This is a genomic window from Hahella chejuensis KCTC 2396 (assembly GCF_000012985.1).
Classification (GTDB): domain Bacteria; phylum Pseudomonadota; class Gammaproteobacteria; order Pseudomonadales; family Oleiphilaceae; genus Hahella; species Hahella chejuensis.
In genome coordinates this window covers 2,203,348-2,221,625 of sequence record NC_007645.1, presented here as the reverse complement: position 1 = coordinate 2,221,625, position 18,278 = coordinate 2,203,348, and the positions used below count along the sequence as shown (strand labels likewise).

Annotated in this window: 13 protein-coding genes and 5 tRNA genes; 2 read left to right on the top strand and 16 right to left on the bottom strand. The window is 49.6% G+C overall.

From position 1 onward, the window contains the following. Nucleotide 1 precedes the first annotated feature (1 nt). The 14 genes from HCH_RS09870 to HCH_RS09805 form a co-directional block, all read right to left on the bottom strand. Nucleotides 2–1,624 carry an OmpP1/FadL family transporter gene (locus HCH_RS09870; protein WP_011396066.1) on the bottom strand — a complete coding sequence of 541 codons (1,623 nt, stop codon included), beginning with the start codon at nucleotides 1,622–1,624 and terminating at the stop codon, nucleotides 2–4. 30 nt (nucleotides 1,625–1,654) lie between these two features. Then, nucleotides 1,655–2,671 carry a hypothetical protein gene (locus HCH_RS09865; protein ID WP_011396065.1) on the bottom strand — a complete coding sequence of 339 codons (1,017 nt, stop codon included), beginning with the start codon at nucleotides 2,669–2,671 and terminating at the stop codon, nucleotides 1,655–1,657. Between the two features lie 63 nt (nucleotides 2,672–2,734). Next, complete coding sequence (locus HCH_RS09860; RefSeq protein ID WP_011396064.1) at nucleotides 2,735–3,544, bottom strand: C39 family peptidase; 810 nt, start codon at nucleotides 3,542–3,544, stop codon at nucleotides 2,735–2,737. Nucleotides 3,545–3,864: 320 nt separating this feature from the next. Beyond that, entirely contained in the window at nucleotides 3,865–5,751 is a 1,887-nt protein-coding gene (locus HCH_RS09855; RefSeq protein ID WP_011396063.1) for a SurA N-terminal domain-containing protein, read from the bottom strand. Nucleotides 5,752–5,831: 80 nt separating this feature from the next. Further along, a tRNA-Asp gene (locus tag HCH_RS09850) sits at nucleotides 5,832–5,908 on the bottom strand. Between the two features lie 42 nt (nucleotides 5,909–5,950). Next, the gene (gene hupB, locus HCH_RS09845; RefSeq protein WP_011396062.1) at nucleotides 5,951–6,223 is read right to left on the bottom strand and encodes a nucleoid-associated protein HU-beta; all 273 of its coding nucleotides are present in this window, start codon (nucleotides 6,221–6,223) and stop codon (nucleotides 5,951–5,953) included. A gap of 198 nt (nucleotides 6,224–6,421) precedes the next feature. Beyond that, nucleotides 6,422–8,854, bottom strand: a complete 2,433-nt coding sequence (gene lon / locus HCH_RS09840) for an endopeptidase La (RefSeq protein WP_011396061.1) — start codon at nucleotides 8,852–8,854, stop codon at nucleotides 6,422–6,424. A gap of 211 nt (nucleotides 8,855–9,065) precedes the next feature. Beyond that, a complete protein-coding gene (gene clpX / locus HCH_RS09835; protein ID WP_011396059.1) occupies nucleotides 9,066–10,349 on the bottom strand; it encodes an ATP-dependent Clp protease ATP-binding subunit ClpX in 1,284 nt (427 codons plus the stop codon). Nucleotides 10,350–10,426: 77 nt separating this feature from the next. Next, on the bottom strand, nucleotides 10,427–11,068 hold the full coding sequence (gene clpP / locus HCH_RS09830) for an ATP-dependent Clp endopeptidase proteolytic subunit ClpP (RefSeq protein ID WP_011396058.1): 642 nt from the start codon (nucleotides 11,066–11,068) through the stop codon (nucleotides 10,427–10,429). Between the two features lie 108 nt (nucleotides 11,069–11,176). Next, nucleotides 11,177–12,517 (bottom strand): trigger factor, encoded by a 1,341-nt coding sequence (tig, locus tag HCH_RS09825; RefSeq protein ID WP_011396057.1) that lies wholly within the window; start codon nucleotides 12,515–12,517, stop codon nucleotides 11,177–11,179. Nucleotides 12,518–12,636: 119 nt separating this feature from the next. Further along, nucleotides 12,637–12,721, bottom strand: a tRNA-Leu gene (locus tag HCH_RS09820). Between the two features lie 68 nt (nucleotides 12,722–12,789). After that, nucleotides 12,790–12,865, bottom strand: a tRNA-His gene (locus HCH_RS09815). A gap of 39 nt (nucleotides 12,866–12,904) precedes the next feature. After that, nucleotides 12,905–12,981, bottom strand: a tRNA-Arg gene (locus tag HCH_RS09810). Between the two features lie 60 nt (nucleotides 12,982–13,041). Further along, nucleotides 13,042–13,118 (bottom strand) — tRNA-Pro (locus tag HCH_RS09805). Nucleotides 13,119–13,431: 313 nt separating this feature from the next. Between HCH_RS09805 and folD the strand changes: the two genes are divergently transcribed. Next, nucleotides 13,432–14,316: a bifunctional methylenetetrahydrofolate dehydrogenase/methenyltetrahydrofolate cyclohydrolase FolD gene (gene folD, locus HCH_RS09800; RefSeq protein ID WP_011396055.1), complete on the top strand. Its 885-nt coding sequence runs from the start codon at nucleotides 13,432–13,434 to the stop codon at nucleotides 14,314–14,316. Nucleotides 14,317–14,414: 98 nt separating this feature from the next. Here folD and cysS read toward each other — a convergent pair whose 3' ends face one another. Together cysS and HCH_RS09790 are read right to left on the bottom strand one after the other, a co-directional pair. After that, nucleotides 14,415–15,818: a cysteine--tRNA ligase gene (gene cysS, locus HCH_RS09795; protein WP_011396054.1), complete on the bottom strand. Its 1,404-nt coding sequence runs from the start codon at nucleotides 15,816–15,818 to the stop codon at nucleotides 14,415–14,417. A gap of 53 nt (nucleotides 15,819–15,871) precedes the next feature. Continuing rightward, nucleotides 15,872–17,560, bottom strand: coding sequence for a glutamine--tRNA ligase/YqeY domain fusion protein (locus tag HCH_RS09790; protein ID WP_011396053.1), 1,689 nt, complete (start codon nucleotides 17,558–17,560; stop codon nucleotides 15,872–15,874). Between the two features lie 221 nt (nucleotides 17,561–17,781). Between HCH_RS09790 and HCH_RS09785 the strand changes: the two genes are divergently transcribed. Beyond that, on the top strand, nucleotides 17,782–18,276 hold the full coding sequence (locus HCH_RS09785; protein ID WP_011396052.1) for a peptidylprolyl isomerase: 495 nt from the start codon (nucleotides 17,782–17,784) through the stop codon (nucleotides 18,274–18,276). Nucleotides 18,277–18,278: the final 2 nt, after the last annotated feature.

Here is an 18,278-nt window from a genome sequence, read left to right as displayed (position 1 = left end):
CTCAAAACGCCGTCCGGAAGGTCATGCCCGCCATGATCAGTTTCAGATTGGTCTCCACATTCACGCCTGCGTAGGGGTTATAAACAATATTCTGAATACCGTCGTCGTTCAGGTTCAAACTGGAGCCGGCGGGAATATACTGCCAACTGCGCATATAGCTGAGGTTGAAGTCCACCGTCGTGTCTCTATCCCACTTGTACCCCATGCCGACGCTGTACAGTACAGTGTCATTCAGTGGGGCCAGGATATCGCGGCGATTATGGGGGATCGGCGAATTACGCATCTCCACTCCAAAACGAAGATCCAGACGGCTGGAGAGATGATGCTCGACGCCAACGCCCAGGTTCCAGACATCCTGATACTCCAGCGGCAAACGCATGGTGTTCGCAGTAGCGTTAGGCGACAACAGGCGCGCCGCCCCCAGGAATTCCAGATTACGATCAAACTTAAGCAGGAAAGAGTCCCAGGAACTGTAATCCGTCCAACCCACGTCCACATTTACCGTAAACTGATGATTCAACTTCACACTGACGCCAGTTTGAAAATGCTGAGGATGCGTCAGGTCGATGGATAGCTGCCCGGCTTCTCTGGGAGTCCCGGAAGGCAGTGAGAATATCCCGGCGGTAACAGCGCCAACGATCGAGCCGTTGAAGGAACGCCAGAAACCGGACCAGTCATCGGTGTACGCGAGTTCATAAGTCCCCTTCAACTTCATGTCTGACTCGCTTTGGTAGCTGGCCCCCCATGCGAACCAATCCGTTGGCTCCCAGAGCACGCCAAGGTGATATTTGGGAGACAATGTCTCCTGCACCTGAATACTCATCCCACCGATATCGTCCCAGGGACCCACATTACCGCCGCACAAGCCCAAAAACGGAGCCAGCGGCTCTTCCCCGGTCTCACAATTAAAGGCGTCCTGCAGGACTTCCAATACGCCGATCATCAAGTTAGGAGCCCGGGTATAAGTATCCAACGCCAATGATTGAGACGACATGCTGACGCCAAACCCTACAGACCACTCATCGTTGATTTCATAGCCAAATGAGGGCGACAAATACGTAAAGCGCTGCAACGACAGCGCCTTCCCAAGATATCTGGCGGGGTCGTCTTTCTTCCGGTAATAACCCAGAATTTCAGGGCCATAGGTAAGATTTGCAAAAGTGAATTTGGAGCCCGGCGGGTTCAAACTGAATCCCACAGAAGGCGCCAGAGCCGGCGGGCCTTTCGGCAGACGCTGAAGGCCAAAGCCTGGCACATACAGGGCGATGGTATTCGTGCGACTCCTGGCGACCGTATCGCCATCGAATATGGGGTCGTTTTCCACCCCATCGATACCGAATACGTTATAGCCTTCGGGGGCATAGAAGTCCGATTGTATATTGGCGTGCACCCCCATCAGCGTCACCGCCAGCTGACGTCCTTTCAACTTGGTCAGTCCGGCGGGATTATAATGAATGGAAGCCACACCGGGAGGCGCCGCCGTCACAGCATTTCCCAGCGATAAGGCATAGGGGTCCACCATCAGATTCGTCGCCAACTGGGCGGTTGCAACTCCACTCCAGCAGGCTGCGCATAGCCCCGCCGTAGCCAGGAGCTTCGTATTCTTATTAATATTTAAGCTCATCTTACAACTCTGCCTGATTGTTGTTCCCGCTTATTGTTCTTTAAGTCCCGCAATATTGATGGGGATGGACACCCCGATAGTTACATCAGGCGAGTCCTCGGTGAGACCAAACCCCACAGAGGTGTTAATGATTTTGGTTTCACTGACGCGAATGCCCATGGCGAAACTCATCAGGCTGCTGACCTGGTCCTGAGCGACTGCTTTATTGCCATTATGAAAAGTCAAAACTGTTTCATCCGAATAGCTCAACTGAGACGAAACACTGAGCGATACGTCGTATGACAGCGCATAAGAAAAACCCGCCGATAGCGACAGGGAATTGGCGGGCTCCACAGACACCAGTCTCTGTCCACCGCGCACTTGGTTCAAGTCCGTCTCTTTCAGAGGGAATGTGTAACTGACTGAGCTGAATATGACGACCGGATCAAGCACCTTCGAGAAGCTGCCTCCAACGGAAAACGAGTAATAACCGCTACCGGAAGACAGTTGTCTTTTGACGTCAATTTCATACGGGCTGACCCCGGTTTTAGACTTGAAGGTGCTAAACAGGGTATAGGACGGCTTCCCAGGCACATAAGCGAATGGCTGCCAACGGGCGGTCAGTGAAACATCCCCCACGTCAGAGTTATTCAACTCTGTCTCGGTATCATACTTAGTGGACAGCGGCACACGTGTGGACAGGGTTAGGTTATCCAATACGCCGTAGTCAAAAGTAAAAGTGTTGGTAAAGGTATGTTGCGCCGCAGGCGTAACGTCAAAATTCCGAAATGAACCGTTGACGATATCAATATCCAGGCGCTGATCGCCGAAGTAGCTGTAGTCAAAGGCATAGGTCAATGACATCTTGCCTTTCTTCAACAAGGAGTAGTTTTTTTCCGCCGCCTGGAACACTTCCTCCAGCTGTTTGGCGGAATCGGCATCGTCCTCCTGTTTGGTCAACGCCTCTCTCGCCTTGTCCACGCTGCTTTGTTCATCATCAGCTAAGACAGACGAAGCAGCAGTAAAAGTAAGCGCACAGTAAACACAGGATACTACCCAATGCTTCATTAGCTTTCCCTTAATGTTATTGTATTTATTAGCTTTTCCAGACGGTTACGTTTTCAGGACGTTTTAGTTGCGTTTGTAATGCAAATATTTGTTGGTATTGTTAACTGAACCGTCTTCGTTGTTTTTAAGTCTTTCCAGTTCGTTACGTATACGAAACTCCGTCGCCTCATGAAACTGAGGGAATTCCCGGTACGCATTTAAGGTGAAGGTCTGTTCATCCACATAGCGCATGTCCTCTTCTCTCAATTCCAGTCCGTCTACTGGCTTGGTATTACCGGGAAAGACGATGAAGAGAACATTCTGATCCCAATGCTCTTTGAACAGTTCTACCGTAAAAGTGATGTTGCCCAACGATGGGTCCGCCACAAAAACGCGGTTATCGCGAACTGCGCGGACAACTATGAAATGTTTGAAGCCGCCGTAGCGGATCGGCACGATAGCGGGGTGATCCAGCTCAGCCAAGTCTTCAATCTCCGCTTTGAAGCCGCCAGAGGGATATCCCAGCGCTGTCACCAATCTTTTGAAGTCAAGCATGGAAAAACCGCGGCGCTCTACAATACGCGCAGCGTCGCCATAGTGAAGCAAACCTTCCATAATCTGACGCTCTTCAAAAGTACGTCCCAGATAATGCTCCAACACTGTGGTCAACGCGGCGGACCCGCAACTGTAGTCGTAGGCTTGCTTGGTGATATTGCGGAACTTCTGCTCTTTCGCGGGCTCAACCATCGTGTCATAACGCAAAAATGCAACGTCATTACCCGCCGTGCTGATTGCCTGTTGATACACCACAACCCCTTTAGGCTGCGGCTCAACAATTGCCGCCTCATTAGCGATATTGAAAGCGAGCACCGAACCGGCTAGCACTAGAAGCATTCATTTTCACTCGTTTTTATTCTGCGAAATTACGGGTTTACAACGTAACTGTTTGTAAAGTAAAGATACCGCAATTGCCTTTCTGGTAAAGATAACCAGTACACAATTCTCAGTTAGACGGGGACGCAAGATCGGTAAAAACCCTTATGCGACAAGCGCCAGAGGGATCAAGGTTTGGCGGAGGGCTCTCAGTGGAGCCATCCCGCTTCCCAAGGAAATAGCCTTTTACAAAGTGTTTGTTTTTTTTATGGTGACGGTTTCTTCTAGACAATAAAAAAGACGGCTCACGCCGTCTTTTTTATTGTCTTAAATTGGAAAACTTACAGACGCTCAATTTCCGCCGCGTCTTGAATTTTCTCATTGTAGTCGTTGTATTCACGCTGACCATTACGGCTCGCCATAAAGGTTCTGTAGGTCTTTTGCTCCGCTTCGCTCAGGTCTTCCGTATTATCCTTCACTTCATTCAGAACGATGACGGCATAACCAAAGTTTGTCTCAAACTTCTCTATAACAGGCTTACCTTCCTCTGGCTTAGGCAACTTAAAGGCCAAGCGGGCAATATCCGCAGCGCCAGCCTGAGAGCGACGAGCATCGTTCAGCTCCACCCAACCAGTTTGCTGGCCATCGGCGCCTTTAGAGACCGGAGCCAGATCGCCACTCTTAAGCTGGGCGACCATCTCTTCCGATTTCGCCGCCAGAGTGTCTTTCGCTTTCTGTACAGCCAACTTCTGTTTAATCGCCTCTTTCACTTCAGCAAACTGTTGTGGAACGCTGGGCAACAGTTCTTTCTTTCTCAATACCAGACTTCCTTCCCTGCCCAGATCGATAACCTGACTGTTGTGGCCGTCTTCGATTACATCTGCAGAGAAAGCTTCTTGAACTACCTGGGGTCCACTGAAAATACCTTGCCCGCCTTCTCTGGAAAACGGCTCAGACGTTTGCACTGTCAGACCTAACTCCCCGGCGGGCCCCGCCAGATCATCAGCGGTATAAGTGATATCCTTCAGTTTAGCGTTGACTTCAACAAACAGGCTATCCGCCTTCTGCTCCTGCAGCTCTTTGACTATGCGGTCCTTGGACTCTTCCAGGCTTGGCATCTCAACGGCTTTGACATCGTTCAATTTGATAATGTGATAGCCGTATTCAGTCTTAACCGGCTCAGAAATATCGCCAACATTCATGGAAAACAGTTTCTCTTCGAAAGGCTCAACAAATGCGCCTTTCTGAGCATACCCCAAATCACCGCCGTCGTTAGCCGACCCCAGATCGCTGGAGAACTCTTTCGCCAACGCAGCAAAGTCGCCGCCGTCTTTTAACTTCTGCTCAACTTCTTGGGCCTTCGCCAATGCCTGCTCATCAGATACGTCATCGGAAGTTTCAATCAGGATATGGGAAGCGCGGCGCTGCTCAGAAGGAAGGAATTCTTTCTTTTCCTGCTCATAACGCTCGCTGACTTCTTCATCGCTAACTTCTGCGCGCCCCACCAATGCATCCCGGGTCAGCTCGATATAGTTCACGATGATGCGCTCAGGCAAGATAAACTCGTCTTTATTCGAGTTGTAGTATTCCTCTGCTTCCGCGTCGCTAATCTCAATGTCTTTTGCAACATCTTCAGCATTAAGACGATAGTAGCTGAAACTGCGAGTTTGACGCTCCATTCTCAGCAACTCATTCAACTCTTCTCCAATAACAAAAGAGGTCTGAGCAATTCCGGACTGCAATTGTCCCACCAGCAATTCATCCGATAACTCTTTACGGAACTCCATAGGACGCATGCCAATCCTGCGGAGCGCCTCCATAAACTGGTTATTGTCGTATTTACCGTCTTTCTGGGCCATCGGCCACTGGGTAATGAAATTGTTGATGGTTGCATCAGAAACAGCGAAACCAGCCTCCCGCGCAGCCTGTAGCTGAACTTCGCGAGTAATAAATTCGTCAAGGGTGGTTTTACGCAGTTTGTTTTCATCGATTTTGCTGGGATCGTAATTCTCTCCCATGCCGGCGATTGCCTGGAGACGGTTTCTCTCGAACTTACGTTCAAACTGAGACTTGGTGATAGGTTCGCCATTGACTGACGCAACTTCGGGCTCGCCGCTGAGCCCTCCAACGATAGACTCAACGCCAAAGAAGGCAAACGTCATTACAATTAGGCCGACTATCACCTTGGCGATCACGCCCTGGGCGTTATCCCGAATATTTTGAAGCATGCGCCCCTCTTAGAATTCTAACTTCCAAATCTGGTTGTACTGTTCTAATGAAAAAAGGCGCTCTTGGGCGCCTTGGATCTTGGCGGAGCGGACGGGACTCGAACCCGCGACCCCCGGCGTGACAGGCCGGTATTCTAACCGACTGAACTACCGCTCCTTCGATTGCATTGCGTCCCTATTTTACTAGGGACACAAGATGCTAGTTGACTGCGTCTTTCAGAGCTTTACCGGCTTTAAAGCTGGGAACTTTGGCGGCGTCGATTTTAATCGTAGCGCCAGTTTGCGGGTTGCGACCAGTGCGTGCAGCGCGCTCTTTAACAGAGAACGTACCAAAACCGATCAAAGTAACCTGCTCACCCTTTTTTAATGCTTCAGTAACTGACTCAACGACAGCATCAAGAGCACGACCAGCAGCCGCTTTTGAGATGTCTGCAGATGCAGCAACAGCATCAATCAATTCTGACTTATTCACACTAAACCCCTTAGATCTTTTTGAATTGATTAATTGACTGGTGATGAAGGAATTCAGGTATACAACACACTTAAAACTTTAGAGCGTGAGTACATCCTTTTTCTTCTTTTAATTGGCCGGCAGCCCTTGTGGGACGCTGCCTGACAACGCGATCATTTATACCAACACGGATAAAAGCGTGTCAAGCAGCTTCTTCCACTAGTGCGTATTTATACGGTCCGCCCCATCAGAAGTTTCATCACCTTTATTAATGGAGCTTTTATCTTTTTCCGATACGCCCCCTTCAGCACTAGATAACCTATTTGCAAAGTCATCCCCCAGTGCAATATTCCAAACTTCATCTATCCATGTAACTGGAATAATTTCCAATTCATTTTTGATGTTATCTGGAATCTCCTTTAAGTCACGAACATTTTCCTGTGGTATCACCACCGTTTTAATACCGCCACGGTGTGCAGCCAACAACTTCTCCTTAAGCCCGCCTATAGCCAAGACTTCACCTCGCAAGGTGATCTCTCCCGTCATAGCCACGTTAGCCTTAACCGGCGCGTTGGTCAAACTTGACACCAACGCCGTACACATTCCAATACCTGCGCTAGGACCATCCTTTGGCGTCGCGCCTTCGGGGACGTGTACGTGAATATCATTCTTTTCGTGAAAATCAGGGGCGATGCCCAGCACGTGAGAGCGCCCTCTCACCACGGTCAAAGCCGCCTGTATAGACTCCTGCATGACGTCGCCAAGTGAGCCGGTTTTCACCACCTTGCCCTTGCCTGGGACCGAGGTGCACTCAATTGTCAACAACTCGCCGCCAACCTGGGTCCAAGCCAGGCCAGTCACCTGCCCCACCCGATCTTGAGATGACGCTTTGCCGTAGTTGAACTTACGCACTCCCAGATAATCTTCGAGATTTTCTTCGGTGACTCGGCGAGCCTCACCCTTTTTGCTTTTCAGCAATACATTTTCTTTAACCACTTTGCGGCAGATCTTAGCGATCTCACGCTCAAGCCCACGTACGCCAGCCTCTTTTGTGTAGTAACGAATCACAGTGCGAATGGCCTGCTCATCTGTCTCCATCTCGCCTTCCTGCAAGCCGTTATTCACCATTTGCTTAGGCAGCAAGTACTTCTCGGCTATATTCACCTTTTCGTCTTCCGTGTACCCCGGAATCCGAATGATCTCCATACGATCCAGCAGCGCAGGCGGAATATTCATCGTATTGGAAGTACAGACGAACATGACCTCAGACAGGTCATAATCCACTTCCAGATAGTGATCATTAAAAGTGTGATTCTGTTCCGGATCCAGCACTTCCAGCAAAGCAGAAGCTGGATCGCCACGATGGTCCATACCCATTTTGTCGATCTCGTCGAACAAGAATAGCGGGTTCTTCACGTTAACTTTCGCTAACTTTTGCAACAGTTTTCCAGGTAAAGAACCAATATAAGTCCGACGATGACCACGAATCTCAGCCTCATCACGTACGCCGCCGAGAGCCATACGAACATATTTACGGTTAGTGGCTTTGGCGACCGACTGCCCCAGTGAGGTCTTACCTACACCTGGAGGACCAACCAGACAGAGCACAGGCCCTTTCATTTTCTTGACCCGGCTTTGTACCGCCAAATACTCAAGAATACGCTCTTTAACCTCTTCCAGGCCGTAGTGGTCTTCATTCAAAATTTTACGCGCCGCATCTAAGTCATGCTTAACACGGCTGCGTTTTTTCCATGGAATATTCACCATCCAATCGATATAACTGCGCACAACAGTCGCTTCAGCAGACATCGGCGACATCATTTTGAGCTTACTTAACTCAGACTCCGCCTTCTTGCGCGCTTCTTCAGGCATTCCAGCCGAAAGGATGCGTTTTTCAAGTTGTTCCAGTTCATTACCGCCATCGCCAAGATCGCCCATTTCTTTTTGAATGGCTTTCATCTGTTCGTTGAGGTAATACTCACGCTGACTCTTTTCCATCTGCTTCTTAACGCGGCCGCGAATACGCTGCTCCACTTGCAGAATGTCAATCTCATTCTCTAGTCGCTGCATCAGCGCTTCAACTCGCGCCTTAACATCCACCACTTCCAGCAACTCTTGCTTGGACTCAAGCTTAAGCTCCAAATGCGCCGCGATGGTATCGGCCAAACGTCCGGGCTCCGCAATATTGCTTAATGAGTCGGATAGTTCGTTCGGGATTTTCTTGCTCAACTTTACATACTGTTCAAACTGAGAAAGTAGAGAACGAGTGAGCACGTCAGCAGAACGTTCAGACAAGATTGGCTCAGGCAACTCACTAACTTTCGCGCTGAGATAGTCGTCGTTTTCAACACGGTCAATATGGGCGCGATAATTGCCCTCAACCAACACTTTTACAGTGCCGTCAGGAAGTTTGAGCATCTGCAGGATCGTGGATACGGCGCCAATGCCATATATTTCAGACTGCCCGGGATCTTCGTCCGCAGGGTCACGCTGAGCTACCAGCAGGATTTCCTTATTGCCTTCCGTTGCTTCTTCCAGAGCCTTAATAGATTTGGCTCTGCCAACAAACAAAGGGATCACCATGTGCGGAAAAACAACTACATCACGCAATGGCAGTAAAGGGATTACGATAGGTGATGAACCCTCAACCATATAACACCTCAGAACTTGATGGCGCTTCTTACACGCGCCGTATGCTGGTCACTATCTTTCACTTGATATAGATGATGGGGACAATGGCCGCAAAATACAAATGTAGGATGATTACAAGATAGGAATATTTTAGAAAAAAGGGGCTTAAAGCCCCTTTTTTTACAAAAACCTTCAAAAACAGGCGGTAATTTAACCATTACCGCGATAGAGGCTACTCGTCAGCGGCCAGTTTAGCCTGCTCGCTGTTCTTGTAGATTTTGATTGGTTCAGACTCGCCGGCGATGACACCCTCGTCAATAACGACTTTGCAAACATCCTGCTCTGAAGGAATGTCGTACATAGTCTTCAGAAGAACTTGCTCAAGTATAGAGCGGAGCCCCCTGGCGCCCGTTTTGCGTTCCATGGCTTTCTTGGCGATTGAACGCAACGCGTCCTCGCGAAAGTCCACTTCAACGCTCTCCATCTCAAACAGTTTGGAATACTGCTTGGTCAGAGCGTTGCGTGGCTGAGTCAGAATTTGAATCAACGCCGCCTCATCCAGTTCATCCAAAGTGGCGATGACTGGTAAACGACCCACAAACTCAGGAATTAAGCCAAATTTGATCAAGTCTTCGGTTTCTACGTCTTTTAACGTTTCACCAACAGACTTGGAGCTTAGTTGACTCTTCACTACCGCCGAAAAACCGATACTGCCTTTCTCTGCGCGATCTCGAATAATCTTTTCCAAGCCAGCAAATGCGCCGCCACATATAAACAGAATATTCGAAGTATCAACTTGCAGAAACTCCTGCTGCGGATGCTTACGGCCACCCTGTGGCGGCACAGAGGCGACAGTACCTTCAATCAGCTTCAATAACGCCTGCTGAACGCCTTCACCGGACACATCTCGCGTTATGGAAGGGTTGTCAGACTTGCGCGAAATTTTATCGATTTCGTCAATATATACGATACCCTTCTGCGCCTTTTCGACATCGTAATCACATTTTTGCAGCAACTTCTGGATGATATTTTCAACATCCTCACCGACATAACCAGCTTCCGTCAGCGTCGTGGCGTCAGCAATGGTAAACGGCACATTCAGCAGTCTCGCCAGCGTTTCCGCCAGCAGCGTCTTACCGCTACCGGTGGGTCCAATCAGCAAAATATTACTCTTGCCTAATTCGACTTCACCTTTTTTGTCTTCGTAACGCAGACGTTTGTAATGATTGTAGACCGCAACAGCCAACGCAAGCTTGGCTCGGGTCTGACCAATTACATAGTCATCCAACGTTTCCTTGATTTCGTGAGGTGTGGGCAACCTGTCGCTGCTGTCACTGGTGGTCGCTTCCTGAATCTCTTCGCGGATAATGTCGTTGCACAGATCTACGCACTCATCGCAAATAAATACAGACGGACCGGCGATCAGCTTGCGAACCTCATGTTGGCTTTTCCCGCAAAAGGAGCAATACAGCAATTTTCCGCTGTCTTCGCCCTTTCCGCTTCTTTCATCAGCCATCAAACTACCCCTAAATTAATTCAATACATGTAAGACGGGTTTAGTTAGTCTTACGTATTTACCATACACCAAGTATGCTAACCAACCACCCGTTTATCAAGCACGGAGTCTATCAGGCCATAATTTTTAGCCATCTCCGCATCCATGAATTTATCCCGGTCAGTGTCACGAGCGATCGTCTCAATATCTTGCCCTGTATGCTTGGAGAGGATGTTGTTCAGTTTCTCGCGCAACAACAAAATTTCCTTTGCATGTATCTCAATATCGGAAGCTTGCCCCTGCAGACCGCCCAGCAATGGCTGGTGGATCATCACGCGAGAGTGCGGCAAACAATAACGCTTTCCAGCCGCACCGCCGCTTAAGAGTAAAGCGCCCATACTCGCCGCTTGTCCAATGCACATCGTAGAGACGTCAGGCTTAATAAATTGCATGGTGTCGTATATTGACAATCCCGCGGTCACGGAACCGCCGGGAGAATTGATGTAGAGATGAATATCTTTGTCCGGGTTCTCTGACTCCAGGAACAACAACTGCGCCACCACCAAGTTAGCCATATGGTCTTCAACTTGGCCGACCAAAAAAATGATCCGCTCCTTCAATAGCCTCGAGTAGATATCGTAGGATCTTTCGCCGCGCGCGGTTTGCTCAACCACCATAGGCACCAGAGCATTGGCTATTTCTAATTTATTCATCATTGTTGCGTTGTCGTCGCGAGCCATTTTTATCAGAACTCCATTGCTTTCTATAAAAGACAAACAGCCGGACGTTACCGGCTGTTTGTCATTCTAGCTTAATTTGCTGGCTTTTTTAGCGCAAGACCGCGTTTTTTATTCCGCGCTTTGCTCCCCGTCTTCCGCTTGCTCAGCGGGAGCCGTTCTTGGCTTGACAGCGTCTTCGTATGATACGGACTTAGTTTCGATCTTCGCTTTGTCGGCCACAAAGTCCACCACTACGTCTTCCAGAACTACAGACTGCATTTGAGCCTTCTGCTCAGGATTGCTCATATACCAGCTAACGACTTGCTCAGGCTCCTGATAGCTGGACGCCAGCTCACGAATTTTCGCTTCGATCTGCTCTTCAGTCGCTTCAAGATTGTTATCTTTTACTACTTGCGCAAAAATCAAACCAGTCTTAACGCGTTTGACCGCCTGATCCTTAAACAGTTCCGCAGGTAACTGCGAAGCTTTCATTTGACCGCCGCCAAAGCGCTGAACAGCATCTTCGCGCATTCTGTTAACTTCAGAGTCAACAAGAGCGGACGGCACTTCAAATTCGCTCAAGCCCAGCAACTGGTCAACCACTTGCTGTTTAACTTTGTTTGCGATCGCAAATCTTGCTTCACGCTCCATGTTTTTGCGAATTTCGACTTTGAAAGCCTCTTCTCCGCCTTCCTGCACTCCGTACTGTGCAAAAAATTCATCATTAATTTCGGGCAGCTCAGAACGTTCAACCTTGCTTACTTTCACTTCAAACTGAGCGAGCTTACCTTTCAGGTTTTCTGCGTGATAGTCTTCAGGGAAAGTCAGATCCAGCGTTTTTTCATCACCAGCTTTCAACCCCACCAAACCGTCTTCAAAACCAGGAATCATTCGCTGGGAGCCGATAACGATCTGTGCATTTTGCGCAGAACCGCCTTCGAACGCTTCGCCATCAATCATGCCTTTGAAGTCGATAGTCAGACGGTCGCCCTCAGCAGCTGCGTCTTCGCTGTCTTTCCATTCAGAAGACTGCTGACGCAGTTTTTCGATCATGCTGTCTACATCGGCATCAACGATTTCAAAGTCTTCTTTTTCAACGCTGATGGAGGAGAGGTCGCCAATGGACACTTCAGGATAGATTTCGAAAGTAGCGATAAACTCCAGATCTTCGCCATCTTCAATTTTCTTAGGTTCGAACTTGGGATAGCCAGCGGGGTTCAGGTCTTCTTTCTGAAGCGCCTCAACATAAGCGTCGCGCATCATTTCGCCGATAACTTCCTGGCGCACGCCTTCTCCGTAGCGCTTCTTGACCACGCTCATCGGTACTTTGCCGGGACGGAAACCATTCATGCGGACAGTACGAGCAGTTTTCTGCAAACGCTTCTCTACTTCCGAGTTAACTTGAGTTGCCGGCACACCAATTGTCATTCGACGCTCGATAGAAGAGGTCGACTCTAGCGAAACTTGCATGATAATCCTCGATTCTGATACGCAACTTAAAAAAGTGGAGGCAAATATTACGGAGCCCCGACTGCTTTAGCAAGTAGAGAATACAAACAAGGAGCTTCGCAATTATTAAAAAATTAACATGGTGCGAAAGGAGAGACTCGAACTCTCACACCTTTCGGTACTGGAACCTAAATCCAGCGCGTCTACCAGTTCCGCCACTTTCGCACTATAAGAGGTAGTTTTTCTGCAAAATACATCAAAACTTTTTAACAAGCCCTAAAGCTTGAGAGGAATGGGGTGGACGAAGGGGATCGAACCCTCGACCGCAGGAATCACAATCCTGAGCTCTACCGACTGAGCTACGTCCACCACAAATGCTTCGCTACCTAAGGCCACCACTTTAAAGCATGGCGCGCCCGGCAGGACTCGAACCTGCAACCCTCGGCTTAGAAGGCCGATGCTCTATCCGGTTGAGCTACGGGCGCTCTATATTCGCGAATCCTTGCGAATTACCACCTTAAACCGTGATCACTCACTGAGTAAAGTGGTCGGGGTAGAGAGATTCGAACTCCCGACATCCTGCTCCCAAAGCAGGCGCGCTACCAGACTGCGCTATACCCCGCTCTTAGTGAGACCAGGCGTCTCAGCGAAAGCTGGCGCGAATAATACTCGTGGCGCCCACCATCGTCAACCATCAATTTGAAAATACTTAAAATATTTTCCAACACGGACCTTTTAAGCGGTGAGCGCATATAAATGAAAGAAGTATCCAAAGTCAGCTCTCAGCACCTCCCTTCCCTCCAAGCACACGATTTCGCCGCCAGACTCAAACAATCAACCAAGACCACCACGATCAGCCTTGACGCATTACATTAAACAATTGAGCTATAGCGCCATTTCAGTAAAATGTGGGCCCCTATTCCCATCAGTTGGCCATGACTATGACTCACGCCCAGAACAACCATCACGCTAGGCTGATCGACGGCAAGCAGGTCGCCGCGGACGTTCGCGCAAATGTTGCAGAAGGCGTCAAAGCCCGCATTGATAGCGGCTTGCGCCCACCCGGTCTCGCCGTTGTATTGGTGGGAGAGGATCCCGCCTCCCAAGTTTATGTGAAAAATAAAACCAAGGCTTGTGAAGAAGTCGGCTTTCTCTCCCAAAAATACACACTGGAAGAGAGTACGACAGAGGAGGAACTACTTAAGCTGATCGACACCCTTAACGAGGACAATGCCATAGACGGCATACTCGTTCAGCTGCCCCTCCCGACGCATATGGACGCGGACAACATATTGGAGCGCATCAAGCCAGACAAAGACGTTGACGGCTTCCACCCTTACAACCTCGGTCGACTGGCGCAACGCATGCCCGTGCTGCGCCCCTGCACACCTAAAGGCATTATGACGCTACTAGCCCGCACTGGCGTTGAGCTACGCGGAAAAGACGCACTAGTCGTTGGCGCCTCCAATATTGTCGGGCGCCCCATGGGCCTGGAGCTATTACTGGCGGGCTGCACTGTGACCATCACTCACCGTTTTACGGTCAACCTTCCCGCCAAGGTAAGCCAGGCCGACATTGTCGTCGTCGCAGTAGGCCGCCCAGGCATTGTAAAAGGCGAATGGATAAAGCCCGGCGCTATCGTAATTGATGTAGGCATCAATCGGAGAGATGACGGAGCGCTTGTTGGAGATATTGAATTTAACGAAGCAGCGGAACGCGCGAGCTGGATTACGCCCGTGCCCGGAGGCGTTGGCCCCATGACTGTCGCCACGCTTATGGAGAACACGCTTTACGCCGCCAACCACCTGCACAAAGATTAGCTCCCTTAATAGCAGCCAACCACTTAGCAGACTCCATATAGAAAAGCCCCGGTCACTCATATAAATGACCGGGGCTTTTTGTTATTTAAATGACCGCATTACGCCCTCTGCCAAGACGTACCCTCACGAGAATCGTTAAGCAATACGCCTTTTTCCTTAAGCAAATCTCTAATACGATCAGACTCAGCGAAGTCCTTATTGGCGCGAGCGGCATTGCGCTGAGCAATAAAGTCTTCAATTTCAGCCACACTCAGCCCGCCAACTTCCTCGCCCTCACCCTGCATCAGCGATTCAGGATCAGCTTGAAGCAGCCCAAGCACCTCAGCCAGATCAACCATACCTTTCGCCAGCGATAACGCCCTGGTTCGGTCTTCCTTTTTAGCCACGTTTACCGCTTTCGCCATATCAAACAGTACGGCCACGGCGGAAGAGGTATTGAAGTCATCGTCCATCGCTTGATGGAAGCGCTCCCGATACTCACCAACCAGAGGCTCATCCATTGAAACAGCACCCAACTCCCCATAGAGTTCACGGATGGAGTTGTACAATCGCTCCAACCCGCTCCGCGCCTCTTCCAAGGCGACATCAGAATAATCAATCGCACTACGATAGTGACTGGAGGCGAGGAAATAACGCACCACTTCAGCCGGGTATTTATCCAAAATTTCACGAATTGTGAAGAAATTACCCAGGGATTTAGACATTTTTTCCTTATTAACCCTTACAGCTCCGGCATGCATCCAGTAATTGACATACTTGCAACCCGTAGCGGCCTCCGACTGCGCTATCTCGTTTTCATGGTGCGGGAACTTAAGGTCAGGCCCGCCACCATGAATATCAAACGTATCGCCCAAGCACCGAGTAGACATCGCAGAGCACTCAATATGCCAACCAGGCCGCCCCTCGCCCCAAGGCGAATCCCATGACAACTCGCCTGGCTTGGCCGCCTTCCAGAGTACAAAATCCGCAGGGCTGCGCTTCTCCGCATCCACTTCTATTCTGGCGCCGGCGCGAATTTCATCGAGTTTCTGCTTACTGAGCTTACCGTAATCCGCAAACTGCTCTACGGAGTAGTAAACATCCCCATTAGAGGCATGGTAGGCATACCCTTTGTCCATGAGACGCTGAATCATCGCGATAATTTCGTCGATGTGACCGGTTGCACGCGGTTCCGATGTCGGAGACAGGACACCCAGCGCACGCTCGTCCTCATGCATCGCATCAATAAAACGCGCCGTTAGCGCATCGACAGACTCTCCGTTATCCCGCGCGCGGTTCAGAATCTTGTCATCAACATCAGTGATGTTTCGCACATAGTTAACGTCATACCCTTTCGCACGGAGGTAACGGGTAATAATGTCAAAACACACCAGGACCCGGGCATGCCCAAGGTGACAGTAGTCATATACAGTCATTCCGCAAACGTAGATACCGACCTTACCGGCCTGAATGGGTTTAAACTCTTCTTTTTGCTGAGAAAGGCTACTGTATATCTTCAACACGACCTATTAGTCCTAATGTTACCGTTAACGTTGCTTCCGGCGTAAAGGCGAAGTTATTCGCCCTTCGCCTCAATTTTCGCCCAGGTGTCACGGAGCGTGACGGTGCGATTAAACACCAGTTCACCCTGAGCTGCTTTGATGGGATCAAGGTAAAAATACCCTTCCCGCTCAAATTGGTATGGAATCTCAGAGTTCGCCTGACGCAAGCTCGCCTCCGCCTTGGCTCCGCTCAAGACAACCAACGATTCTGGGTTCAGGAATTCTGTAAACTCCACTTCTTTTTGGGCGTCCGGACTTTCATGATTAAAAAGCCGATCATAAAGTCGCACTTCCACATCTACCGCCCGATCTGCTGCGACCCAGTGAATTACACCCTTAACTTTGCGCCCTTCCGGGTCTTTACCCAGAGTGTCGGGATCATAGACACAGCGCAACTCAATAGGTTCACCCGCCTCGTTCTTGATCACTTCATCGCAACGAATCACGTAGGCGTTACGTAAGCGCACCTCTTTTCCAAGCACCAGACGCTTGAAATGTTTGTTGGCGGACTCACGAAAATCTTCCTGATCGATATAAATCTCTTTTGCAAAAGGCACCGTGCGAGACCCCATGGCTTCATTTTGAGGATGCGCTGGCGCAACCAGCTCCTCAACCTGCCCTTCAGGGTAGTTGGTAATCACCACCTTCAATGGATGCAGTACGCACATTGCTCTTGGCGCCCGCTCATTCAGGTCTTCACGGATCGCAAATTCCAGCATGGCGACATCCACCACGCCTTCACTACGCGTCACGCCGATTGCATTACAAAAGCTACGAATTGAGCGAGGCGTGTAACCGCGACGACGCAGGCCGGCAAGAGTTGGCATACGCGGGTCATCCCAGCCTTCAACAAACCTTTCATCCACCAGCTTTTTCAGCTTGCGCTTACTAGTGACGGTATAGTTCAGATTTAAGCGTGCGAACTCAATCTGCTGAGGATGACAATCAATACTGATGTTATCCAACACCCAATCATACAAAGGACGGTGGTCTTCAAACTCCAGCGTACACAGAGAATGCGTTATTCCTTCCAGGGCGTCTGAAATCGGATGGGTGTAGTCGTACATCGGGTATACGCACCACTTATCCCCAGTCTGATGATGATGAGCGCGACGAATTCGATACAAAATCGGGTCGCGCATATTGATATTGGGCGACGCCATATCGATCTTCGCACGCAATACGTGAGCCCCATCCGCGAACTCGCCTTTCGCCATACGATGAAACAGATCCAGGTTTTCTTCAACGCTCCGGTCGCGGTATGGGCTCGGTTTGCCCGGTTCTTTCAAAGAGCCGCGATAAGCCGTCATTTCTTCTGGGGTCAGACTGCACACATAGGCTTTGCCTTTGTTGATCAGTTCAATCGCATACTCAAACAATTGATCAAAGTATGAAGACGCATGTCTAATCGGCTCTTCCCACTCACACCCCAACCACTTAACGTCAGCAGTAATAGAGTCAATGTATTCCTGACTCTCTTTTTCAGGGTTCGTGTCATCAAAGCGCAGATTGCAACGACCATTGGCGTAAGTTTCAGCAACGCCAAAATTTAGGCATATGGACTTTGCATGACCGATATGGAGATATCCATTCGGTTCAGGTGGAAAACGGGTATGCACTTTGCCGCCATGCTTGTTCGCCGCCAGATCTTTATCGATGACCTGGGTAATAAAGTTGGGCTTTATGGCCTCGCCTTCACTCATAAAAATGCTTTCTCTACCATCAATGTTTATTGCACTTAAGGCTGATGTTCAGCCCTGCAAAAAGAATTCGCTTTTTAATACTCCCTGAATTATACGCACAGGGGATAAACCGGCAATTATAGGGAAACTTTACCTTCGTCGCAGCGCAAATTACTGAAATGGTCGCTGCTTTTTGGCTAAAATGACGTTTTAACCGTTCAAAAGCCTTAAAAGGTAACTACATGATTCTTTTGCAGACAAACTTCGGTGACATCAAAATCGAGCTCGACTACGAAAACGCGCCCATTACAGCGAAAAACTTCGAGCAATATGTCCGCGACGGCTTTTATGACGGCACCATCTTTCACCGCGTCATCTCTAACTTCATGATTCAGGGCGGCGGATTTGAGCCAGGCCTTACTCCCAAAAAAGCCCGCGCGCCGATCAAAAATGAAGCCAACAATGGCCTCAGCAACATGACAGGCTCCGTGGCTATGGCCCGCACAATGGACCCTCATTCCGCCAGCGCTCAATTTTTTATTAACGTCGCAGATAACGGATTCCTGGACTTCACATCGGAAACCACTGAAGGCTGGGGTTACACTGTATTCGGTAAAGTCGTCGAAGGCATGGACGTCGTCAATCAGATCAAATCCGTCGCCACCACTTACAAAGGCGCTCACGAGGACGTTCCCGCCGAGGACGTGATTATCACTTCCGCCGCCATCGTCGAATAAAT